The following is a 25,088-nucleotide window of genomic DNA, read 5'->3' as shown; positions in this document are numbered from 1 at the left end:
GATTATCGTTCTCTGAGCGCTTCCTTCGTTTTATTCAGTGGTTTCAGCAGGTAATCGAGCACCGATTTGCTACCGGTTTTGATATCCACCGTGGCGATCATCCCAGGGAAAATAGGGAACGTTTTGCCTGCCTCGTTTTCAAGCTGGCTGACATCGGTGCGGATATAGACCCGGTAATAATAAACATCACGCTTGACCTCATCCTGAAGGGTATCCGGTGAAATTGTGGTCACCACGCCCTTGAGCCCACCATAGATGGAGTAGTCGTAAGCGGTGATTTTCACCAACGCCTTTTGGCCGGGATGAATAAACGCCACGTCGCGAGGTGAAATCTTTGCCTCAATCAGCATTTGATCGTCGAGCGGTACCAGCGTCATTAATTTTCCATTGGGCGGGATAACGCCGCCAACGGTGGTGACCTCAATGCCCTTCACTATTGCCCTGACCGGCGCGGTAAATTTGAGCCGGGTTAACGAGTCTTCCCGCCCGCGCATTACCGAACGCTGGGTTTCTATTTCCTCGTTAGTTTTCGCCAACTCTTCACGCGCGCGCACGTAATACTGGTTCTGCATTTCGGTGATTTTGTTTTCCAGCTCGTTTTTTTGTCTCTGTAGCCGTAAAACTTCCACGCTGCTGGCCGCCCCCTGTTTAACCAACGGCTGCGTCATCGCCAGTTCGCGCTGCACCAGCGAGATGGCTTCCCGTAGCCCGGCAACCCCTTTCTCCAGGCTACTGCGGCGCGAGTTATAAAGCGCCGTCTCCTGCCGAACAAGTTCGCCATCGCCGGGTAACATGTCGGGGAAAACCAGCGGCGTGGCCCCCACTTCCGCCTTCAGGCGGGCTGCGGTGGCCATAGCGGCATGCAGTCTAGATTCACTTTCCTGCACGCCAGACTCGGTTTTCGTGCGATCCAACTGGGCAAGGATTTGCCCTTTTTCCACGATGTCCCCTTCATGCACGTCCAGCTTATAGAGGATCCCACCTTCCAGAGACTGAATGACCTGCTCACGAGAGGACGGCACAACTTTGCCAGCGCCAGTCGTCACTTCATCCAGGGTAGAAAAGTTAGCCCACAGTACAAAAGCGAGCAGCATCAGTCCAAGTGCCCACGCCACAAGGCTTGCGCGCGGCAGTGCCGGCTCTTTCAATCGGCTGTTATAGCGCGTGATATCGTTCATGCCCGAACCTCCGTGTTACCTGCCGGTTTTAAGGTCGCGGTTCTGCGAGGGGCAGCTTTTTTTTCCATAAGGCCGTGCTGCTGCAAGATCTGGTCCCTTGGGCCGTCCATCACGATGCGGCCGTTATCCAGCACGATGATGCGGTTAACCAACTGCAAAATTGGGATGCGATGCGTGGCCACCACCAGCGTGCGGTTGCCGAGCCACGGGCCAAGCTGCTGGATAAGCTGCTGCTCGCTGACCTCATCCAGCCACGCAGTAGGCTCATCCAGTAATAAAATTTGCGGCTGCAGGATTAGCGTTCTGGCCAGCAAAAGTGCCTGCCGCTGGCCCCCCGATAAGCCACTGCCGCCTTCGCTGATCGTGTAGTTGAGGCCGTTTTTCTGTTTTTGCACAAATTCCAGCGCCCCGCTTAGCGTCAGCGCCCGGTGGATTTCTTCGTCCGTGGCTAACGGGCGCCCCATGGTGAGGTTGTCACGTATTGAGCCGAAGAACAGCCGCGCCTGCTGACCGAGCAGATTCATGTCGCGTCTCAAATCGGCAGTGTCTATTTGTCCGAGGCTGGTGTCGTCCAGCAAAATCTGGCCGTGCTGCGGCGTTTGCATCCCCGCCAAAAGCTGTAGCAGCGTGCTTTTACCCGAACCGTTTCGCCCGAGCAGCGCAATTTTTTCCCCGGCGCGGATCGTCAGGCTGGCAATGTCCAGATCGTTGACCTTCTCTTCTTCATCGTAATAAAACGCCGCGTAATTGAGCTGGTAGTTCCCCTGCAGATGGGCTTTATGCACTTTTTTGCCCTGCTCTGGGTCGTCCAGCGGGCGCTGCATCAGGTCGTCCAACCCTTTGCGTGCCACCTTCGCCTGCTGCCAGCGCGAAAGCACGCCAGAAATCTGCGCCAGCGGCGCGATGGTTCGTGAAGCCAGAATCGAGGTACCCACCAGGGCACCGGTGGTCATGTCACCGTTAATTACCAGATAACAGCCGACGAGCAGCACCACGGCGTAAACTATGGACTGCACTTCCTGTGTCCAGGTCATGAGCAGGCTGGTCAGCCAGCGCTGTTTCATTCCAACTGCCGCGGCAACATCGTTGGTGTTGTTCCACTGGTTCTGGAACCGCTGTTCAGCGCGCAGCAGTTTAATGTCTTCGATGGACTGCACGGCTTCTACCAGCGTGGCGTTACGAATGGCGGACTCGCGCATCCCCTCATTCGAAAGGTGCGCCAGCGGACGCTGTACCAGTAAACCAGGGATCAGCAACAGCGGGATGGCCAGCAGCACGACGAATACCAGCGGGCCGCCTATCAGCCAGAGAATAAAAACAAACAGCAGGAAGAACGGGATATCCGATACGGTGCTGATGGTGGTGGAGGTGATCAGTTCGCGAACCGACTCCAGCTCACGAATTTGCGAGATAAAAGAGCCGGTGGATTTTGGCCTGGCGCTATTTTTAATGCGCAACGCCCTGGCGAAAACCCTGTCGGAGATGCGCAGGTCGGCCCGCTTGCCGACCACATCGGCAATATGCACGCGCAGCATACGCATCGTAAACTCAAAGAGAATAGCCAGCATGACGCCGCCAAACAGCACCCACAAAGTGGGAACCGACTGCGACGGCACCACGCGGTCATACACCTGCATGGAAAAGATCATCCCGGCCAACGCCAGCACGTTGGCTGCCATCGCCACCAACATGATGTCGCCGTAGCGTTTCCAGTCTTTCAGCGCCAGCGTCCAGAACCAGTTTTTCTGGTAGGGCTTAACGTAATCATCGACGCGCGCATCGGGAATTGAATTCAGCGGGCGCAGCACAACCAGGCTTTTTAGCCTTTTGGCCAGCACATCCCGAGTGACCACCGTCTCCAGACCGCCATCGCCGCTGAGCTGCAAGCTTAGTTGCCCGTGATTATCCATATGGGTAACCACCGCTATTTGGCCCCCTCAAGCTCGGCCACCAGCGGCAAGCGCCACGGGTCGATAAGCGAGACGTCAGCCGGGGCGCGGCGCATCGCCAGGCCAAGCTGGCGAGCCATATCTTCCAGGACCAGCTGCTGCGGGCTTTGATTCTCCTGATTAACCACCACGCGGACATGCTCTTCCGAGAAATCCAGCCGATAGTGGCGCGCGACGGCCAGCATGGCCTGCAGCCAGGGCTCGTAGCTTGTATTCGTTGAAGTCATGGTGTTTCACATCCTGCGAAAATGGCAATAAACGCCTGTGTTGTCCTTTCCGCGGCTTGTTTCATAAACATGTTTTGTACCGGGTAATAAAAGTTAAGCGGCTGATACTCCGCCGGACTTAAGGCCCGGCGGAATAACGGCTAGATAACTAACAGTTGGTGATTAGCCAGCAGCGTGGCGAGATCGGTTTGTACCCCGTTGAGCGTGACTACCGTGGTCGGGTCAAAGACGCCGCCCTTGCCGTCGCGGTCAATTTGAATCTCAGTGCTGCTGCCGTTTTGCACCACTTTGATGAAGTCGCCGATATTGCCCGCCCCGGCCCCCAGCTGCGCAACGCCATTGATATAGTGCGCCGACGCATCCCCGGTGTAGCCGCTGCCCTGCAGCAGTTCGCGAAGGTCAATGCGATCGCTGTCCGCCGTGCCTTCCCAGGTCCCCACGCTGAAGCCGTTCACCACATCATGGCCGTTGCCGCCGGTAGCATCCGAGCTGTTCAACAGCTTGTAGAGCAGCGTATCGTGGCCACCGCTGCCGATATTGAAGGTGTCGTTGCCGCCGCCACCTTCAAAGGTGTTGTTCCCGATATTGCCGGTGATCACGTCATCATGGCTCGACCCGACTATCCCTTCGATGTTGGTGAAGGTTGCCGTATTAAAACCGGTGTTTTGCGCCCCGGTTTTGCCCAGATCAACGGTGATGCCTACCCCGGAGTTACGGAAGTCAACCACGTCCATCCCGCCCGTCGCGCTCCACGTCTGGTGGTCTGAAGACGTTTCCCAGCCACCGCCGCCGTTGTAGACGTAAGTTCCCTGCTCGGCGATAAACGTATCGTTATAGCCAGTGCCGTTCAGCGTGCCGCCGTGAACGCCGGTCGCCGCCTCCGCTGTCAGGGCATAACTTTCTTTACCGTCTCCGGCGGTCAGCCCGTTCCAGGTCACATTGCTCGAAACGCCGTTGATCGCCCTGACCAGCTCGGCATGGTAGGTTTCATTCGGGTTGAGGCCATAGAAGCTCACCAGCGCCGAAGCGTCGTTCGCGCCAATGCCCGACTGGGCGTTGATAATCTGCGTTGACACCAGCTTCCCGGCAGAGTCGTACAGCCTGACGGTATTGCCGTAGAAGACGTTGATCCCTTCACTGTCGACAATGCGCAGGTGCATCGCGGTACCCGGTGCGATGGTGTTGGTGTTGGCAACCAACACCACTTTCCCATTTTGCTGAGAAACCAGCAGATCCTGAGTGCCGTTCCAGTCGTAGTCAGCCACCGCGACACCCGTGACGTTAACCAGCCCTTTCGCCAGTTGGCTTTCGGTCCAGTTCTTGCCCGTCCCGTCGTTGCTGAACAGACGTGCCGTCTGGCTGGTGCCGTAGGTGGAAAACTTCACAATGTCCATGTCGCCATCGCCATCCCAGTCCACGGCCACGGACATATAGCCCGCGTTAGCTGCCGTAGACGTGGACTCCACGCTGGTGTAGTTGCTGTTCAGCTGGCCATTGCCATCGTTATAGAAAATCTTCCCGCTGTAATTCACCGTCGCGGAGGTCACGCTCCGGCCGGTGGCGATATAGAGATCCAGATAGCCATCACCGTTGAAGTCGGCCCACGTCATGGAGGCTGCCGTCGTGGTATTCGCGGCGTTATCGACAAACACGTTGGCAATAGACTGCAGCGTCGTCAGCTTGCTGCCGTCGTTTGAAATCACGCTCAGGGCGCTGGTCCCGTTGCTGTTGGTGTGCTGAACAATGTCGACGTTACCGTCATTGTTGATGTCCACCCCGGAAAGCTCGCGGTAGCTGACGCCGGTCAATCCACCGTTGCCGTTGGTCCCGTCGGCCACCATGCTACCTTTGTTGTTAATCAGGTAGGTTCTGGAATCGCCCCCGGCATCACCGTAGGCCAGGTCGACATAACCATCACCGTTTTTGTCATAAGCAATGACGCCGCCGTACCAGATCGTGGTGCCGTTGGCCTGGGTACTGGTGGTATAGGTGCCGTTGGCGTTGGCAATCCACATTGTCTGTACCGCATTGCCATAAGTCGTTTCCGTGCCGTAGATATCCACGGTGCCGTTACGGTCAAAGTCCAGCGCGGTGTAGCTGACGGTATTCGCACGCGTATTAGGCAGCGACGTCTGGGTGTAACTGTTCAGATCCGTGCCGTTATAGACCGAGGTATTGGTCACCAGCGTCCACAGGCCATTGTTGTTAAGCATTAACGTGCTGGCGCTGTTGTTCGCATTCCCCGCCGTGCTCGCCCAGCTGGTGTCATTGGCCGTTTCGGCATGCACGACCAGCGATCCGGTCTGGATCCCGGTGTTGTTGCCGTTACCCGCACTGCTCTTCACTTGAGCGGTCACGTTGTAGCTGCTCAGCCCCAGCAGATCGCTGTCAGGGATTTGCAGATACCAGCGGTTAGACGAAGGATCGACCACCACCGGGCCACCACGTTCGGAGCTGTACGTTTTGCCATTCACGGTGACGACCACGAATTCGCCGTTAACCAGTTTCGCACTAACATCACCGGTAAGGATCGGAGTGGTGTCCGAAGTCGATACCGCATCTACGTGGGCAATTGTCGTCGGCACCGAAGTATCCACCGTCAGCGTGAAGTCGTTCGACTCGGTGTAGTTCCCCGCTTTGTCCGTGACACGCAGGACATAGTGGTAATTCCCGTCCAGCAGGCCAGAGTCGGCAAAGGTCCAGCTTGTACCGCCGGTGAGAGTCACCTTGCCCACCAGCACGCCATCGCGGAAGATCTGGGCAATTTCACCGTCGGCCAGCGCCTGGTTCAGCGTGCCGTTCAGCACCGGCGAGGTATCGTCGGTGGAATAGCTGCTGTCGAAATTACCGGTACGCTCGCCGTCATTATCCGTATAGCTGACGATGGTACCGACGGTATCCGGCGCCACGGTGTCGACGGTAACAATCTGGCTTGCTTTGGAGCCAATATTGCCGGCCTGGTCGATAATGCGAACCTGATAAACATAATCGCCGTCAGCCAGTTGGCGACCATCGACGTAGTGCCAGGCGGTACCGTTTACCACGGCATCAATCCATTTGTTGCCACCGTCGAGGCTGATTTGCACACGTTCGTCGCTGGCAAGAGCGTGACCCAGCGTGCCGTTGATCGTCAGCGTGGTGTCCATGGTGATGAAGTCGCTGGCGCTTTGCCCGGTATCATCCGAAATACTGTCGATGGTGATGCCGTAGTCCGGTGCGATGGTGTCTATCGTCACCGTTTGACTGGTTTTAGCGCCCTCGTTTCCGGCCAGATCGACCACGCGAACCAGATAAGTGTGGTTGCCGTCCGCCAGTTGACGACCATCGGTGTAGCTCCAGCTGGTGCCGTTAACCGAGGTGGCGTATTGCCAGCTAACGCCGCCGTCAAAGCTAATCTGAACGAATTCATTTTTACCCAGCACCGCCCCCAGGGAGCCGTTCAGCGTCAGCGTATTATCGTTGGTGATAAAGTCGCTGTTGCTGAAGCCGCTGTCGTTGGTGATGCTATCCACGGTCACGGTGATAGCCGCATCCGGCGGCGTGGTATCTACCGTCACCGTCTGAGAAGCGCTCTGGCTGGAGTTGCCCGCATCGTCAACAACGCGGACATAATATTGATACGTCCCGTCGGTTAAAGTTCGTCCGTCAGTAAAGTACCAGGTGGTGCCTACCGTGGTGACCGTTTTCCAGGTCACGCCACCATCCAGGCTTATCTGCACGTATTCGCCGTCCAGCAGTGAAGCGCCCAGAGAACCGTGGATCGTCAGCGAAGTGTCGCTGGTGACAAAGTCGCTATTGCTCAGGCCAGTGTCATCGGTGATGCGATCGATAGTGACAGTTTTGCTCGCATCCGGTGCCACGGTATCCACGGTGACCAGCTGGCTGGTGGTTGCTCCGATATTGCCCGCATCATCAACCACGCGCAGCTGATAAAGATGATCCCCGTCCGCCAGCGTGCGACCGTCAACGTAGCTCCATGTCGTGCCGCTAATACTCACGTCACTCCAGGTTTTCCCGCCGTCAATGCTGATCTGGGCATGTTCACCGGCCGCCAGAGGCGCACCTAATTTGCCGCTGATCGTCAGGGTATTGTCGCTGGTAATAAAGTCGTGATCGCTTAAGCCCGTGTCGCGGGAAATCCCCTCTACGGTGATGCTCTTGCTGGCGTCCGGCGCGACGGTATCAATGGTGACGTTTTGGCTGGCCGTCGAGCCGACGTTGCCGGCGTTATCCACGACCCGAACGTGATATGTCACGGTCCCATCCTGCAGAGGGCCGTCCGCATAGGACCAGGACGTCCCCACCACCACCAGATCGACCCAGGTTTTTCCTCCGTCCAGGCTAATCTGTGCCTTTTCGTTATTGCCCAACGCCGCGCTCAGAGAGCCTTTCACCACCACCTGATTATCTGCGGTAATGAAGTCAGTCTGGCTCAGCCCGGTATCGTTTTGCAGAGCGTCAATGGTAATGGTCATCTGCGGCGGCGTGGTATCCACGGTGACCGTACGGTCTGCTCCCGCGCTGTTGCCGATGCTGTTGTTGACGCTGGCATGAATCACATACGAGCCACCATCAACCAGCGAGGAAACCGCACCGCTGCCCAGGGTATAGCTCCAGGTACCGTCGCTATTGACCGTGGTGGTGTAGGTCTGGTTATTCAGGGTAATTGTCACCGTTTGGCCCGCAGGCGCATTGGTCACGCCGCTGATCACCAGCGGAGTGCCGTGTTCAGCGGCGCTGATAATGTTGTCCTGCGCGAAGTCATTGACGCTGATGGTCGGCACTTCGCCGTTCAGGGCCACCTGCTTATTCGCACTGTTGCTGTTCCCGGCTTTATCGCTAACGCTGGCGGAAATCTGGTAATTGCCGTCTGCCGCGCCCAGGAAGTCCTGGGCCGGAACCATCACGGACCATGTTCCGGTGTCGCTCACTACCGCTTTATAAGAGTGATTATTGAAGGTGACGGTCACCATCTGCCCAGGCTGAGCGTCAGTGGTGCCGCTAATTACCTGGCCCGCCTGCTGCTCGGCGCTGTTGATGATGTCGTCCCCCGCCACTTTGTTAAAAGTGATGGTTGGCGGGGTGGTGTCTACCGTCAAAATACGATCCGCGCTACCCGGGTTCCCGGCCTTATCGTTAACGGAGGCGCTAACCTTGAAATCACCGTCGGCAAGCTTCGCCAGATCTTCGGCCGCAACGGTCACGCTCCAGGAACCATCCGCCTGAACGGTAGCTTCGTAGCTCCCACTGCCCAGCTTAACGGTCACTTTTTGCCCGGCTTCCGCGCTGCTGGTGCCGCGAAGGGTTAACGGCTGCTGTTGTTCGGCCGCGTTGATCACGTTGTCGCCGGAGATATCGGCGAGGGTGACTACCGGCGCAACGGTGTCGATGGTGATGTTATGGCTTACCGACGTGGCGTTATTGGCACTGTCTGTCGCCGATGCCACGACCGCGTAGCCGTTGCCATGCACCAGGTTTTGCACTTGACCTGCTGGCACGGTAACGCTCCAGCCGCCGCCTTGCTGAACAGTGGCGTGGTACTGTGCGCCGTTCAGCGTAACGGTCACCTGAGTGCCTACGGCCAGCGCGGTGCTGCTGCCGTTTATCACCAGGTCCTGACCCGCCTCAGCGGCGTTGATCACATTGTCATCGCTGATGGTGTCGATGGTCAGGCCAATACGAGTGGCATTTACCTCGACGTTATGCGAGGCATATCCTTCGTTGCCTGCGCTGTCGGTAAGGGTAGCCGTCACGGTCGTGGTTCCGTTTTTCAACGCGGAAACGGCCGTGGCGGGCACGCCAATGCTCCAGTTGCCGTTCGCATCGATCTGCGTACTGTATTGCACCCCATCCAGGGTAATAACTATTTTACTCCCTGCTGACGCGCCACTGCTGGATCCGGAGATGATCTGCGCCTGAGCGTGCTCCTCCAGGTTGATGATGTCATCCCCGGCAATCGCGTGGAAGGTAATGGTTGGGGCGGTCGTATCCAGAGTGATGGTTTTGCTGCTGGCGGCGCCGTTACCTGCGGCATCACTCACGCTAACGTTCAGCTGATACAAGTTATCCGCAAGACCTGCCAGAGTCGCAGCATCCAGCGTGATGCTCCAGGTACCGTCGGCTTTGACTTCGGCGAAATAATCCTGATTGTTGAGCGTCAGCGTGACGCGCTGCCCGGCTTCCGCGTTTGATGTCCCGGTCACGATCACGCCGGTGCCGGCCTCAGCGGCATTGATCACATCGTCTTTCGCGATGAGGTCAATGGTCAACGTTGGCGCGGTAGTATCCACGCTGAACGAATGTTCAGCTTCAGCCCCGTTGCCGTTGACGTTGGTCACGCTGACTTTTACCGTGGCGTCGCCGTCTTTCAGGCCGGCCATATCGCCCGCAGGCACCGTGTACTGCCAGCTGCCGTCATCGCCAACCTGGGCGGTGTATTTATGCCCGGCAAAAAAGACAGTGACGGTTTGCCCCGCCTCAACGTTCTGGGTCTTCCCGGAAAGTACCAGGTCCGCCCCTTTTTCCTGGGCATTCAGCACGTTGTCTGCGGTGATATTCTCTACGCTGACGGCAACCGGGCTCAGGTCTACGGTAACAATGCGGTCAATGGAGACCGGGTTTCCCGTACTGCTGCTGCCCGCGGCGGTAACAGTGATATCGCCCGCTGGCCACTGGCTCACCACATCGGCCTGAACTGCCGCAGTCCACGTCCCGTCTGCGCCTACGGTCGCCAGGTAGTTTGCGCCGTTAATGGTGACGGTGACGGTGCTGCCTTCGCTCATGCCGCTGGCGCTGCCGCTGATAATCAGGTTCTGCTGGTGCTCAATGGCATTGATGACATCGTCACCCGCAATGCTGTTAATGCGGATCCCCGGCAGGCTGGCGTCAATGGAAAACGCATGATCCACCGACCCGCTATTACCGTGGCCGTTGGTAACCGAAACCGTGGCGGTCAGTTTGCCGTTTCCGAGCGCCGTCAGGACATCAGCAGGCAGAGAAAGGCTCCAGCTCAGGTCGCTTTGGACTTTGACGGTATACTCTACGCCGCCAAGATGTACGGTCACTGTGTCGCCTGCTGCGGCATTACTCACTTTACCGCTCAAGGTTTGCCCCGCCGCGACTTCCGCCGCATTCAGGACGTTATCTGCCGTGACCGGATTGACGGTCACGGTCGGCAGCGCTGTGTCCACCAGCAGATTCGTGCTGGTGCTGGCGCTGTTGCCGATGGCGCTTTCTGCCGTCGCGGTCAGCGTATAGCTAGCTTCGCCCAGGCCCGCGAGGTCTGCAGGCTGAACATCCACGCTCCAGTTGCCTTGATCGTCAGTAATGGCGGTGTAACTTTTATTGTTGAGCATAATCGTGACGCGAGTGCCCGGAGCCAGATTGGTGCTGGTTCCGCTCAGGGTTAATACTTCCCCTTTTTCACTGGCGTTAAGCACGTTGTCTCCGCTTAACGGATTGAATCCGATCGACGGTAACCCCGTATTGACCACGATCTCATGGCTGCCGAGCCCCGTATTACCTGCGGCATCAGTCAGGCTCGCGTGAATGGTGACGCTGCCGTCCGCCAGTTGGCTGACGACGTTTTTCGGCACGCCAATACTCCAGTTGCCGGAGGCATCAACGGTAGTTGTCCAGCTGTTGGAGCCAATGGTCACGGTGATTTTGTCGCCTGCCGCTGCCCCGTGGCTGGAGCCAGAGACAATCTGCGCCTGGCCGTGCTCCGTCAGGTTGATGACATCATCCCCCGCGACGATTTCAAATGAGATCGTGGGTACGGTGACATCAACGTTGAGATTATGGCTGGCAGAACTGCCGTTGCCTGCCGCATCGTTAACGCTTGCCGTGACGGTATAGACGCCGTCGCCCAGGGCTGAAGCTTTGTCAGCCGGAACGGTGACGCTCCACGTCCCGTCCGCCTGCACTTCTGCAGTGTACGTTTCGTTGTTCAGCTTAACGGTGACCGTTTGCCCGGCTTCGGCGTTACTGGTCCCGGTAATGGCGAGCGGCTGCCCGGCCTCGGCGGCATTAAGCACGTCATCCCCGGCAATGATATTAATTTGCAGGGTTGGTGCTGCGGTATCCACGCTAATTTCACGCCCGGCAGATGCCCCGTTGCCGCTCACGTTAGCCACGCTGACTTCCACAGAGGTATCGCCGTCTTTCAGCCCTTTCATATCATTCGCCGGGACGGTGAATGTCCAGCTGCCGTCGCTTTCTACCTGAGCGGTATAAGTTTTCCCCGCAAAAGTGATGGTGATGGTCTGCCCGGCTTCCACATTCTGCGTCATCCCGGAGAGCAGCAAATCAGCGCCTTTTTCGGCGGCATTCAGCACATCGTCCCCGGCTATCTGGCCGATGGTAATCGCCACCGCGCTGAGATCGACCTTGACAGTGTGATCGATGGCAATCGGGTTACCTGAACTGCTGGCCCCTTCTGCCGAAACGGTAATATCCCCGGCCTGCCACTGGCTAACTTCGTCGCCCGGCACCACGGTCTGCCAACTACCATCGGCTCGAACCGTCGCCTCATAAGTTTTATTGTTCACCGTGACGGTGACCGTGCTGCCCACGCTAAGACCGCTGCTGGTGCCGCTCACGATCAGGTTCAGGCTATGCTCAATGGCATTGACCACATCATCGCCGGCAATGGTGTTGATCCGGATCCCCGGCAGTGCGGCGTCGATAGCGATATCCCGCGAGCCGGTGCCTGTGTTGCCCGCGCTGTCGGTGACTGAAGCCACAATTTTCAGCGAACCATCGCCCAGGCCGGTCAATACATCCTGGCCCAGCGTCAGGCTCCAGGTCAGGTCACCCTGAACCTTAGCGGTATAGTTCACGCCGCCAATGTTAATAGTTACGTCTGTCCCGGCCTGCACACCGGTCACGCGCCCGGTAATCGTCTGGCCTGCGGCCAGCTCTGCGGCATTGATAATGTCGTCAGTCGCGACAGCGTTGATGGTCACGCCCGGCAGCGTGGAGGATACTTCCAGCGTACTGGCTTCGCTTGCACTGTTACCCACGCCATTGCTGGCGCTGACGGAAACCTCATAGAACGCTTCCCCAAGTTTGCCAACGTCGCCTGCAGGAACGCTGGTGGACCATTTGCCGTCATCGCCCACGGTGGCCGTGTAGTTTTTACCGTTCAGATGCACGGTGACGGTGACCCCACTCGCCAGCCCGGTAGAGGAACCGCTGATGATGACATCCCCGGTTTTCTCATCGGCATTAAGGATGTTGTCACCCGCTATGATGTCGATAGTCAGGGTTGGTGCAGCCGTGTCTACGCTCACGCCGCGAGAAGCATCCCCGGTATTGCCTGCTTTGTCGGTGATGGAGGCGGTTACGGTGTAGGTGTTATCGCCCAGCGCGCTGATATCTGCCCGAGGTACGCCGACGCTCCAGTTCCCGTTCGCGTCCACCACGCCGGTATAGTTTTTATTGCCCAGCGTGACGGTGACAATGTCGCCTGCCTGCGCGCCGGTGCTCGTGCCGGAAATCACCTGCGCCTGGCCGTGTTCGGTCTGGTTAATCACATCGTCAGTAGCAATGGTGCCGATGGTGACCGTGGGAACGGTAATGTCCACCAGCATGTCCCGGCTGCCGCTGCCCGGGTTGCCCGCGCGGTCCTCGACGCTTGCCGTCACTGTGACGTTGCCGTCCGTCAGCTTACCGACGTCCAGCGCAGGAACGATGAGGCTCCAGCTACCGTCCGCATTAACGGTGGTTTCATAGCGCTGATTGTTGAGCATCACCACGACCGTTTGCCCCGCTTCAGCGGTTGTGGTGCCGCTGACGGTCAAATCCTGCTGCGCTTCAGCAGCATTAAGCAGGTTATCCTGGCTTAACGGGTTAAGCGTTAACGCCGGAGATTGTGTATCCACGCTGACGCCTTGCTCAGCCCCGGCGCTGTTCCCGTTTTTGTTGGTGACGCTGACCTGAACGCTGGTTTGCCCTTCTTTCAGGTTAACCATATCGGCGGCCGGCACGGTATAGCTCCAGCTACCGTCCGCTTGCACGGTGGCGGTATAGGTGTTGCCGCCGAAGGTAATCTGCACCTTCTGGCCCGCTTCGACGTTCTCTGTTTTCCCGGAAAGCTCGAGATCGGCCCCTTTTTCAGCGGCATTAAGCACGTTATCGCCGCTGACCGCGTTAAGGCTTATCACCACTTCGCTGAGATCAACGGTCACCTGATGTTGGATAGCGACGTCGTTGCCCGCACTGCTGCTGCCCTTCACCTCAATGGTGACCGCACCTTCCGCCCAGTGGCTGACATCTTCCCCCGGAACGGCAGCCTGCCACGAGCCATCCGCACGAACGGTTGCCGGGTAGTCGTTGCCATTAATCGTCACGATTACCGGGCTGCCCGCTTTTAATCCCGTACTGGTGCCGTTGATAATCAGGTTCTGGCTGTGTTCAATCGCGTTGATGATGTCGTCACCGGCGACGGTTGCCACGCGCAGCCCCGGGAGATTCGCGTCGATGGCGATCTCGCGGCTGCCGCTGCCCGTGTTGCCGTGCCCGTTGGTGACGGAGGCGGTAATGGTCAGGTCGCCGTTACCCAGGGCGGTCAAAATGTCTTTCGATACCGCCAGGCTCCAGCTCAGATCGTCCTGTACGTAGACCTTATAGAGCGTCCCGCCCAGATCAATAGTGACAACGTCACCTTTTACCGCGCCTGAAACGGTGCCGCTCAGCGTCTGGCCGCTGTTGATTTCGGTGATATTAAGAATATTGTCGCTGGTCACGCTATTGATGGTGACGGTGGGCAGTGCGCTGTCTACCAGCACGGTGTGGCTGTCGCTGTTGCTGTTGCCATAGATATCCGTGACCGAGGCAACAACCGTATAGCTGGCCTCGCCCAGCGTGCTGACGACGGATGCCGGGATCGTTGTGCTCCAGCTGCCATCGCTTTCGGTAATGGCGTGGTAATCGATGCCGTTCAGCGTCACGGTAATCACCGTGCCTGCAGGCCGATCGCTGGTTCCGCTCAGAACCAGGTCCTGGCCTTTTTCCGTGGCGTTAATAACATCATCCACCGCAATATCAGCAATGGTGATAGTCGGCAGCGCAGTATTGACGCTGAGGCCGCGATCGACGCTGCCGCTGTTGCCTGCGGCATCGGTCACGCTGGCAGTCAGGGTGTAGCTGCCGTCCGACAGGCCATTAATAACCGACGCAGGAAGACCGACGTTCCAGTTACCGTTGCTGTCCAGCGTTGTGGTGGTCGAGAAAATTTGCCCCTGGGCATTGGTGATGAAAACAGTCACCACATCGCCCACCGCCGCACCTGTGCTGGTGCCGCTCACGGTATGAGCCTGATGATGCTCACTGGCGTTGATGGTGTCGTCCACGGCAACGGGGGCAATGGTCAATGTCGGTACGGTGATATCAACCAGCATGCCTCGATCGGCATTAGCCGGGTTACCCGCTTTGTCTTCAACGGTGGCGTGCACATTCACTGTGCCATCGTTCAGCGCGGCAAGTGAGTCCGCCGGCACGCTAACGCTCCAGCGGCCATCCACGCCAACCTTCGCCGTGTAACTGACGTTATTTAGCGTTACCGTGACTTCCTGCCCCGGCTCTGCGCTGCTGCTGCCGCTGATAATCAGCGGCTGTTTTGCCTCGGCCGCATTCAGAATGTTGTTGCCGCTGAGCGGATCAATGGTCAGCCCAGGCGCGCTGGTATCGACGCTGTATTGTTGGCCGGCATCCGCCGCATTGCCGTTCACGTTGCTGACGCTGACGGTAATCTGGGCATCGCCGTCCTTCAGTTTGGCCATATCCGAAGCGGGCACGGTATAACTCCAGCTCCCGTCGTCATTCACAGTGGTGGTATAGCGATGCCCGGCGAAGGTAATGGTGACGGTCTGGCCTGGCTCAACGTTAGTCGTGTGGCCGGAAAGTAGCAGATCGTTGCCCTTTTCCGCCGCGTTAAGCACGTTGTCTGCGGTGACGCTGTTCACGCTGATGGAAACAGGCGATAAATCGACGTCCACGATGCTGTCGATGCTCACCGGGTTACCTGCGCTGTCTTTTGACGAAGCCGTCACCGTCAGCACGCCGTCCGGCCAATGGCTGACATCCACGCCCGGTACGGCGGCGCTCCAGCTCCCGTCGGCGTTAACCGTCGCCAGATAGTCTTTGCCGTTCAGCGTCAATGTCACCACGCTGCCTGCGTTGAGGCCGCTGCTGGTGCCGCTGACGATAAGATCCTGACTATGCTCCGCGAGGTTGATAACGTCATCGCCCGCGATAGTATTGATGCGCAAGCCTGGCAGTTGGGCATCGATCGTGATGTCATGCTCCGTGCTGCCGGTGTTGCCGCGCCCGTTGGTGGCGGAGACGTGAACGGTAAGTTCACCATCGCCCAGCGCAGTGAGCATCTCTTTGCTCAGCGGCAGATTCCAGCTCAGGTCGCTCTGTACGGTAACCGTATAGCTTTTGCCGCCAAGAATGACGGTAACTTCATCACCTGCCGCCGCGTTGATCACACTGCCGCTGAGCACCTGCCCGGCGTTAACCTCGGCCAGATTAATGATATTGTCACCCGCGACGGTATTAATAGTGATGATTGGCAGAGAGCTGTCCACCAGCACGTTATGGTGAGCCGTATTACTGTTGCCGTGAGCATCCGTTACGGAAGCGCTGACGGTGTAATTGGCTTCGCCCAGTTTCGCAACATCCTCAGCCGGCACCGTGACGCTCCAGACGTTACCGTTGACGGTGGCCGTATAGTTCACATTATTCAACGTCACGATGATTTGCGTACCGTCTGGCGTGTCGCTGGTACCGCCAAGGGTTAAAGATGCGCTTTTTTCTGCCGCGTTGATCACGTCATCCTGCGCAATAACATTGAGGGTGATTTGTGGCAGGCCAGTCGCTACGTCAAACGCCAGCGAGCCGCTGCCGATGTTGCCAGCTTTGTCGGTGACGGTGACGGTTGCGGTATATTTTCCGTCCGCCAGATTGCTGATGACGTCCGCAGAAAGGCCAAGACTCCAGTTTCCGCTGGCGTCCAGGACCGTTGAATACTCAACATTGTTGATAATGATTTTAACGCTGTCGCCTGCGGCTGCGCCGGTGACATTGCCCGACAGTACCTGCGCCTGAGCATGCTCAGACAGGTTGATCACGTTGTCGCCGGCAAACGGATTCAGGCTGACAACAGGTACCGTAGTGTCAACAAGCATGCCGTGGCTTGTGCTTGCCGGGTTACCTGCTACGTCACTGACGCTGGCGCTGACTGACCAGCTCCCGTCGGTCAGATTAGCCAGATCGGCGACCGGCACGGTGATGCTCCAGGTGCCATCGGCCAGAACCTGCCCGGTGTAGCTCTGGTTGTTGAGGTTAACTGTGACCTTTTGCCCAGCCTGTGCGGTACTGGTCCCGGTTATCGTCAGGTCTTGTGTCACTTCGGCATGATTAAGAATATTGTCAGCCGTGACGCTGTGGAGCGTGATTGACGGGGGCTGGGTATCGACCAGCACTTCCCTTGCCCCGCTGGCGCTATTGCCACTGGCGTTGGTAACGTTTACGGACACTTCGGCGCGGCCATCGATCATGTCACGCATATCCGCCGCTGGCACGATATACGTCCATTCGCCATTGTCATCGACGCTTGCCGTGTAGGTATGCCCGGCAAACTTAATGACCACTTTTTGCCCGGCTTCCACACCCTGCGTTTTTCCGCTCAGCGTGAGATCGGCCGCTTTCTCAACGGCATTCAGCATATCGTCGCCGCTCACGCTGTTGACAGAGATCGCCACGGCGTTCAGGTCCACGTCCACCGGACGGGAAGCTGCCACCGGGTTGCCCCATTCGTCAGCAGAACTGGCGCTAATTTCCAGCTTACCGTTCGGCCAGTTGGCCAGATCGCCTGCCGGAATCCCGATTTGCCAGGTGCCGGTAGCGCTTACGGCCGCCGGATAATCCACGCCATTCACGCGCACGGTAATAACAGTACCTACGCTGAGGTGCGAGCTGGAGCCATTAACCGTCAAATCCTGGTGCTGCTCGATGGCATTAATCACGTCATCACCGGATACGGTATTGATGCGTAGCCCCGGTAACTGAGCGTTGATATTAAAACTACTGTCACCGCGGCCGGTGTTACCGTGGCCGTTGGTCACGGACGCAACCACGGATACATCGCCATCCCCCAGAGCCTGCAGATCGGTCGCAGGTACAGTGATGCTCCAGGTCAAATCGCTTTGAACTTTGGCCGTGTAGTTTTTACCCCCTACGTTGAGAGTAACCGTGTCGCCTTCATGGGCACCGGTCACTCGCCCGCTTAGAGTCTGGTCGTTGGCAATTTCACTGTTATTGACGCGGTTATCGCCCGCGAAGGCAGAAACGATGACCGTCGGCAGCGCCGTATCAACCAGCAGCGTTGCGTTCGCCGTCCCTGTATTTCCGGTGCTATCCGTGCCGCTGACGCTCAACGTATAGGTGGTATCGCCCAGTTTGACCACATCCTCAACCGGCACCTGAACCTGCCAGACGCCGCCCTGAACGTCCGCGGTATAATCGACGTTGTTCAGCCTGACGGTAACGGTGCTGCCGTCCGGCAAATTGCTGGTGCCGCTCAGCGTTAACGGCTGAGTCGCCTCAATGGCGTTCAGCACGTTGTCCTGACTTATCGGATGGAATGCTACGGCTGGCGGCGTGGAACTGACAGTAATGTCATGCTCTACAAGACCGCTGTTTCCCGCCGTATCTGTGATAGTCACGGTGACGGTATTTCTGCCTTCCGGCAGCGATGAAATGACTTCTTTTGGTACGCCGACGCTCCAGCTGCCGTCCTGCTGCACGGTCGTATGGTAGGTTTCCCCCCCAAGAGACACGGTGACTTTATCCCCTGGGGATGCGCCCCGGCTGGTGCCGGAAATCACCTGTGCCTGGCCCTGTTCGCTGACGCTAAGGATGTTGTCATCGGCGATGTTATTAACGCTGGCCTCAGGCGGCGTGGTGTCGACCAGCAGAGAGGTGTTAGTGGTGGTGGTGTTACCGGCTTTATCGTTGACGCTCAAGTTCAGCGTATAGTTATTGTCCGCCATCGCCTGCACATCATCCGCCGGCACCGTCATGCTCCAGCTGCCGTCGGCGCCTACCGTTGCAGTATAGGTTTTGCCGTTCAGCTTAAGCGTGACCACCTGCCCGGCTTCGGCGTCGGTTTTACCGCCGATAATCACCGCCGCGCCATGCTCGGCCGCATTGATGATGTTGTCGTCGGCGATAGCATTCACCGTTAGCGCAGGCGCTTTCGTGTCCACCACCAGCGTTTCGCTGGCAGAGATCATGTTGCCTGCGGCATCTTTTCCGCTCACTGCCACCGTCCAGCTCCCGTCGGCCAGGTTTTTGGCATCAGCCGCCGGGAGGGTTACGCTCCAGCTACCGTCGCTGCCTACGGTGGTGTTATAGGTTTTCCCGTTCAGCGTGACAGTTAACGCCGTGCCGCTGGCCAGCGCCTGCGAACTGCCGCCAATGACGACGTCACTGGCCTGCTCAGCCGCGTTGAGCATATTGTCGCCTGCCGTCGTCGCGACGGTCAGTGAAGCCTGGGCGGTAACGACGTTGAGGGTGATATCCCCCGCAGAGGTGATTTTATTGCCGTCGATTTGTACCACGCTGTAGGTGTGCGTCCCGTCCGGCTGCTCGCTCAGCAACACTTTCCAGTTGCCGTTGCTGTCGACCATGGTGCTGGCAATGGTGTTCCCGTTGCTGTCTTTGACCTGAATGGTGGCTCCCGGCTGCCCGGAGCCGCTAAAGGTTGGCGTTGCATCATCGGTCACGGCGTTGCTGCTCAGCAGCCCCTGGCTGTCGCCTTTGTTGTCGGTCACCGTGAAGGTTGGCCGGGCGCTTTCGACCTCTTTGGTATTGTCGATAACGCTGGTGTGTGACTTCCCGCCGTCGTGCGCCAGCAATGCGCCAATCCCTACGCCCCCGGCCACGGCGCCTGCAACCCAACCCCACGGCATATCGCCGAGCACTGAGCCGTCGATGAACGGTTCAATGGATTCGATAGGCGTGACGGTTGCCGTTAACGCTGTGCCTTGCGTGCCAACAGCGGTGCCAGCTTCATCAAAAGTGATATGTGTCAGTGCCTTGCCGTCATCAAACACCAGTTCTGAATGGTGTCCCGACCGCCCTTCTTCCTCGACGAAATAGCCATTGCAGCGAATAACGCTGCCGTCTTTCATGTACACCAGCAGATCGTTGCCCTGACGCACGTAATGCGTCACCTCTTTGGCGCTGCCGTGAATCTGAATGATTGAGGGGGATGAAAGCGAAACAGAGAGATTCCCATCGCCTGTCACCAGGGTTTTCTCTGCGTCCTTGCGGGAAATAACTTCAAGAATCTTACTCATAGCACTTCTCCTTATATATGCCGGAACGAGGCATACGGTATTAATTTTTGGATGTGGACATCCCTGAGAATTCCAGCTCTCATTTCACATCGGCTTATTTTTCAGGTAGCGGGGCTAAGCCTCTACTCTCACACTGTTTATTTCAAATCTGGCAATTTCGAGGCGGCATTTTTTTCGACTCCTGTCAGGGGCAATAAATTATCAACGGCGGCAGCGTAATTGATCGCCGCCTGCCAGCCGTCGAAGTCCGCATTAATTTGTGCATAAGCCGCCTGGAACACATCCTGTTCCACGCTTAATAAGTCGTTCAGGCTGCGCTTGCTTAATTTATATTCATTTTTATAAACTTCTCGCGCGCGACGGGCATTTTCCAGCTGGAGTTTTCCCGCCGTTTCACGGCCTCTGGCCCCGCTCCAGTCAGCCATTGCCACAGACGCTTTTTGCAGCACGTCGAATTTCGCCTGCTCCACCTGAGAAGCGGCGATACGCCTGGCTCCCTGAGCCTGCTCAACCTGAGCGGAGACCGCGCCGCCCTGGTAGATAGGCGCATCCACGCTCAGCTGAATCTGGTCATCCCAGTAAGCGCTGTTGTTGGACTGGTAACGAGTACGCCCGCCTTTCAGGCTCAAGGTTGGCCAGTGGCCCGATTTCGCTTTATCTACCGCATACCCTGAAGACTCACGCATAGCCTCCGCCGCCAGCACGCTCGGGATCAGCGAATAATCAATGTTGTCCAGCGGTTCCTGTTCAAGCGCCAGACGTTCCGGCATGGACTGATATTGCGCGGCGCTGATCCCGGTTAATACCGCCAGCCTTGCTTTCGCGCTTTGTAGGGCCGCTTGATACTGCTCAAGCGTTGAGCGCATACCTGCGATGCGCGTCTGGGTTTGCAGCACGTCCGAACTCGAACTGAGCCCGGCATCCGCCCGCAGCTTTGCCATGGTGTTAACAGTTTGCAGCGCGGCAATACTCTCTGTCGTTGCCGTGACCAGCGCCTGGTTACGTTTCACATCGACATAGGCCTGTGCCGTTTTTTCTGCCACACCGGTCAACGTCGCCATCAGCTGGTAGCGATAGCTCTCGCGCTGGCTCTCCTGCTGGCTGATGTTGCTGCTGGTCTTGCCAAAGTCATACACCAGCTGCGTCAGGCTAAGCCCATAGGCAGCCGAGTTCTTAAGAGAACCGCTGGAGTCCGTAGTACGCGAATGCCCGGTGCTGCCGTTGAGGGAAACCTGCGGCATCCAGGCGCTGCGGGCTTGATCAATCTGTGCCTGGCCGATGCCGAACTGGGCTGCCTGCTGAGAGACAGAGGGATCCCGGTCAAGCGCGAACAGAATGCTTTCACCCAGCGTCAGGGTTGCCGTTTGTGCAATACCCGGTGCTGTAGCCCAGGCCGGTACTGGCGCGGCATTCACCCGCATGCCGCTGCCGAAAAAAATAACGGCTAGCATCACGACCGGCAGGGAATAAAACTGAGGCATAAACGGCGATATCCTTATCCATAAAATAATCAGGATGATGTGGTACCGTCCTGTATTTATAATAAACAGGCACGGAGGAGTCACTAATGTATTTAAACGACTGTAATAGTTAAATTAAAACGCCAGCGTTATAAGGCCCCATTTATTTCTGGAGCAAAACGTTCTGACTATAAAGAGGTAGAAAACTGTCTGTCGCTTTCGTTTCTTCTTAATAAATGAAGGTCATAATTTAACGCCATCTTTTATATAAAGACGTCACGCAATATGACTTATTTAATTCTGGGAATCAAACTGGTCACATCCTTTTCCCGAAATGTTTGTAAGAAAAATCCTACCAAAGAAAAATTAACCTCACCAATCATTTATTGTTAATGACATGTTACCCAAAAGAAAAGGCACTGGGGAAATAGATCGATTGACCCCGTAAATAACGCCATCATGATAAATAGCGAATAGTTATAATTCATAAACTTATGGCATAAGCATTGATTTACATCAATTTTACATTCCAGCGAAATCCTTCAGTAAATCCGGGCTGCTCATTTTTGGTTGTTTTTCCATAAATGTTACATTGTCGCAAGTTTTACGCAAAATAAGGACGTCGGACAGGTGTTAAATCAGGAGTGATAGTCACCGAAACAAATCATTTCATGACTAAAATAATGTCTTCTTGACAAAAAAATGCAAAAAAAAGACCGGGGGAAGCCCGGTCTGAAGGTAGCAACATTTCTTATCAAGATTAATGGTCAAGATCGGACAACGATCTTCCCTCGCGGGAGGGGACCTGCAGATTACCAGCCGCAAACCATTCCGGGACGTGATAGCTACCGAAATGTGCCAACGTTTAGTAACGCACGCACACGGTTTTGGTTTCGGTATAGGCATCAAGCCAGTCCGGGCCAAAATCACGCCCTGTGCCCGACTGCTTCATGCCGCCAAACGGCATATTCGCGTCGATCAGCGTATGGCTGTTCACCCAGACCGTGCCCGCCTGCATTCGCCCGGTGTACTGCATTGCCGCCTGCAGATTGTTGGTCCACAGACTTGCCGTCAGCCCGTAGTCGCTGTCGTTGGCCTGTCTCAAGGCTTCTTCCGCATCCGCGACGCGGACCAGGTTAACCACCGGGCCAAAGACCTCTTCTCTGGCAAGGCGCAGCGAAGCGGCAGGGTTCACCACCAGCGTTGGCGCAATATAGTAGCCGCTGCCCTGCGGGCCTGAATTCCCGGAGATTATCTCCGCGCGCTGCTCTTGCGCCTGGGCCAGATATCCGGCCACTTTTTCCTGTTGTACTTTCGATACCAGCGGGTTGATGTGGGCCGCTGGGTTCATCCCTGCCCCCACCTGCAGCGACTTCACCGCTTGCTCAAAGCCGCTCACCAGCGTGTCAAACAGCGGGGCTTCGATATAGATCCGCGAACTGGCGGCGCATACTTGCCCCTGATTGAGGAAACTGCCCGCCATTAAGCCTGCAATGACCATCGCCGGATCGGCGTCTTTCAGTACGATGGCCGGGTTTTTACCCCCCAGCTCCAGCGTCACGCGCGTTAACCTGTCCGCAGCTGATTTGGCAATGCCTTTGCCGGTCGCCGTCGAGCCGGTGAAGCTAACTTTGGCAATCAGCGGATGTTCGGTCAGGGCTTTACCGCAGCCTGAGCCGCTGCCAGTGACAACGTTAAATACGCCGTCCGGCACGCCTGCTTCTGTGGCTAGCTCAGCCATACGCAGCAGCGTTAGCGGCGTCGTTTCTGAAGGTTTGACGACTATCGAGCAGCCAGCCGCCAGCGCCGGCATCACTTTCCACATGCCAATCAGCAGCGGGAAGTTCCACGGCACGATCCCGGCCACGACGCCAACGGGTTCTTTGCGCGTCCAGGCCTGATAGCACGCCCCTTCCGGCATCGGGATAGATACATCCAGCGTCTTGCCGCTGATTTTCGTAGTCAGGCCTGCGGTATAGCGCATCCAGTTCAGCGTGCAGCCCACTTCAAATGCACGGGAGATGTTAATGGACTTACCCTGCTCCAGCGTTTCAAGCTGCGCCAGTTCTTCCGTGTTTTGCTCAAGCAAGTCGGCAAAACGCAGCAGGATCCGCTCCCGCCCGGCAGGCAGCATGTTGGCCCATACGCCGCTGCTGAAGGCACGCCATGCAGACGTTACCGCGAGGTCCACATCTGCAGCGCTGGCGTCGGCGCTGCTGGAAATTTGCTGCCCGTCTGCCGGGTTAAAGACCGGCAGTCGCCCTTCGCTGTCTGACGTCTGCCAGCGGCCGTCAATGTACAGCCCATGTGAACGCTGAAGAAACTGTCGCACACTGCCCAGCACGCTTACCGTTTCTGGCTCAGTCATAGCATCTCCTTATCAAGGTCATTATCGTGTAGCCCACCTTCATTCTAGGCGCTATGTTGAGGTTAGGGTTTTCTGCAGCTGACATTCGCTTTGCTGGCTGTGACACGCTACACAAATGTTGATGATGATTCTTTTTTTGAATCACGTTTACCTATAGTTATTGGCTTCTGGCAGCGATAAGTGAGGATGTATGGCAGAAAAACAGTACAACGAGCGATTCGAAAAATGGCTTGACCAGGTGAATCGCGCATGTGGTCGTTTTTCAGGTGCGGCGCTGGAGCAAGGATTTTACGGCAGCCTGAGAGAGCATCTTGCCCATGCTATCAAGCTCAGCGTGGTGGAGATTAACCAGGCACGTCTGCTGAGAACAAACCGTGAAGTCGCCCAAAGCAACGACGCCTGGTTCTATACCGTCTTCCAGTTGGAGGGCAAAGCCGTGATGGAGCAAGGCGAAAATCAGGCCGTTCTCGGCCAGGGAGATATCACTCTTATCGACGCCTCACGCCCCAGCTGTTTTACCTATACCCACAGCGCGAAGCAGGTTTCACTGTTACTGCCCCGCCATCTGCTGGAGCAGCACCTGCGGATGGGTGAAATTCCCTGTGCGCAAAGACTCCCTGCCGATATGCCCATGGTTCGCCTCAGCCAGGGTTTGCTGCGCGAAAGTATGGGCAGCGACAGTTTGACCGGCGGAGAAAGTGAAGCCACGCTGGAGGCGATAGCCTGCCTGCTTGCCCCGGCGCTCATTCGGCACAGCCTGCCGACCTCAAAGCGCGACCGCCACCTGCAGAAAGTTATGACGCTGATTGATGAGCATATTCAGTCTGAAACGCTGCGACCGGAGTGGATCGCCGCCGAGTCCGGGATGTCAGTGCGCAGTCTTTACCGCCTGTTTGCCGATAAAGGCCTGGTTGTGGCGCAATACATTAAAAACCGTCGGCTTGATCTCTGCGCCCAGGCATTGCGCACGGCCAGCCATAGCGAGAAGCTGGCGGGGATTGGTTACAACTGGGGATTTGCCGATCACAGCCATTTTTCAACGGCGTTTAAGGGCAGGTTTGGCGTGTCGCCGGGGGAGTACCGCAAGCGTTTTCAGTCTGCCTGAAAGATAACCCTCACCCCAGCCCTCTCCCAGAGGGAGAGGGGGAAAACAGCCGAAGGGGAATCTTGTTTACGCCCTATCGCAGAGAGAGAAGGACAAAGCTATTTCTTCATCCACTGCCCGTTTAGCCCGCGGACGTATTCCCCGGCAGGCGCTCTGTCCACCAGCTTCTGTCCCGCCAGGCGAGCAACATCATCGAGTGAGACATTGTTGGTGTCTGCCAGTTGCTGATAGTGCTGCGCGCGGCCTTCATTAATGCTTTTCACCAGCGCCAGCGTTTCCGGATCCTGCTTTATCGGCGCAATATAGCCGCTTAGCGTTTCGCCCACTCGCCCCTGCTCACGCGCTTCGCTCAGGGTCAGCGCCATCACGGATGTGCTGAACAACAGGCCAGCCAGCAGCACGCCTTTAATCATAGAGTTCATCGCCGTTCC

The 25,088-nt window shown here is 57.1% G+C and carries 6 protein-coding genes and 1 pseudogene; 1 reads left to right on the top strand and 6 read right to left on the bottom strand.

The features are described 5' to 3' along the window. Window positions 1-2: 2 nt before the first annotated feature. The 5 genes and pseudogenes from LH86_RS15215 to LH86_RS15195 all read right to left on the bottom strand — a co-directional run bounded on the left by LH86_RS15215 (window position 3) and on the right by LH86_RS15195 (window position 23,552). The gene (locus LH86_RS15215) at window positions 3-1,178 is read right to left on the bottom strand and encodes an HlyD family type I secretion periplasmic adaptor subunit (protein WP_039302953.1); all 1,176 of its coding nucleotides are present in this window, start codon (window positions 1,176-1,178) and stop codon (window positions 3-5) included. Further along, a pseudogene (locus tag LH86_RS15210) lies at window positions 1,175-3,354 on the bottom strand (type I secretion system permease/ATPase). The gene LH86_RS15215 and the pseudogene LH86_RS15210 overlap by 4 nt, the downstream one beginning before the upstream one ends. A 140-nt stretch (window positions 3,355-3,494) precedes the next feature. Further along, complete coding sequence (locus tag LH86_RS15205) at window positions 3,495-19,724, bottom strand: Ig-like domain-containing protein (RefSeq protein ID WP_039302951.1); 16,230 nt, start codon at window positions 19,722-19,724, stop codon at window positions 3,495-3,497. A 137-nt stretch (window positions 19,725-19,861) separates the two neighbouring features. Then, a complete protein-coding gene (locus LH86_RS15200; RefSeq protein ID WP_039302950.1) occupies window positions 19,862-21,205 on the bottom strand; it encodes a TolC family outer membrane protein in 1,344 nt (447 codons plus the stop codon). Between the two features lie 844 nt (window positions 21,206-22,049). Further along, window positions 22,050-23,552 (bottom strand): aldehyde dehydrogenase family protein, encoded by a 1,503-nt coding sequence (locus tag LH86_RS15195; protein WP_039302948.1) that lies wholly within the window; start codon window positions 23,550-23,552, stop codon window positions 22,050-22,052. 190 nt (window positions 23,553-23,742) lie between these two features. Here LH86_RS15195 and feaR point away from each other — a divergent pair, with 190 nt between their 5' ends. Continuing rightward, window positions 23,743-24,657 carry a transcriptional regulator FeaR gene (feaR, locus tag LH86_RS15190; protein ID WP_039302946.1) on the top strand — a complete coding sequence of 305 codons (915 nt, stop codon included), beginning with the start codon at window positions 23,743-23,745 and terminating at the stop codon, window positions 24,655-24,657. A 98-nt stretch (window positions 24,658-24,755) separates the two neighbouring features. On the opposite strand, the gene LH86_RS15185 is transcribed toward feaR, so the two are convergent. Further along, window positions 24,756-25,079 carry a YdbL family protein gene (locus LH86_RS15185; RefSeq protein ID WP_039302944.1) on the bottom strand — a complete coding sequence of 108 codons (324 nt, stop codon included), beginning with the start codon at window positions 25,077-25,079 and terminating at the stop codon, window positions 24,756-24,758. Window positions 25,080-25,088: the final 9 nt, after the last annotated feature.

This window comes from Cedecea neteri (genome assembly GCF_000758325.1).
Taxonomy (GTDB): domain Bacteria; phylum Pseudomonadota; class Gammaproteobacteria; order Enterobacterales; family Enterobacteriaceae; genus Cedecea; species Cedecea neteri_B.
This window is presented reverse-complemented; position numbering and strand designations above follow the sequence as displayed.

Coding starts and splice junctions, on each gene's coding strand:
- LH86_RS15215 (WP_039302953.1), bottom strand. CDS start 1,178: ATGAACGATATCACGCGCTATAACAGCCGATTGAAAGAGCCGGCACTG.
- LH86_RS15205 (WP_039302951.1), bottom strand. CDS start 19,724: ATGAGTAAGATTCTTGAAGTTATTTCCCGCAAGGACGCAGAGAAAACC.
- LH86_RS15200 (WP_039302950.1), bottom strand. CDS start 21,205: ATGCCTCAGTTTTATTCCCTGCCGGTCGTGATGCTAGCCGTTATTTTT.
- LH86_RS15195 (WP_039302948.1), bottom strand. CDS start 23,552: ATGACTGAGCCAGAAACGGTAAGCGTGCTGGGCAGTGTGCGACAGTTT.
- feaR (WP_039302946.1), top strand. CDS start 23,743: ATGGCAGAAAAACAGTACAACGAGCGATTCGAAAAATGGCTTGACCAG.
- LH86_RS15185 (WP_039302944.1), bottom strand. CDS start 25,079: ATGAACTCTATGATTAAAGGCGTGCTGCTGGCTGGCCTGTTGTTCAGC.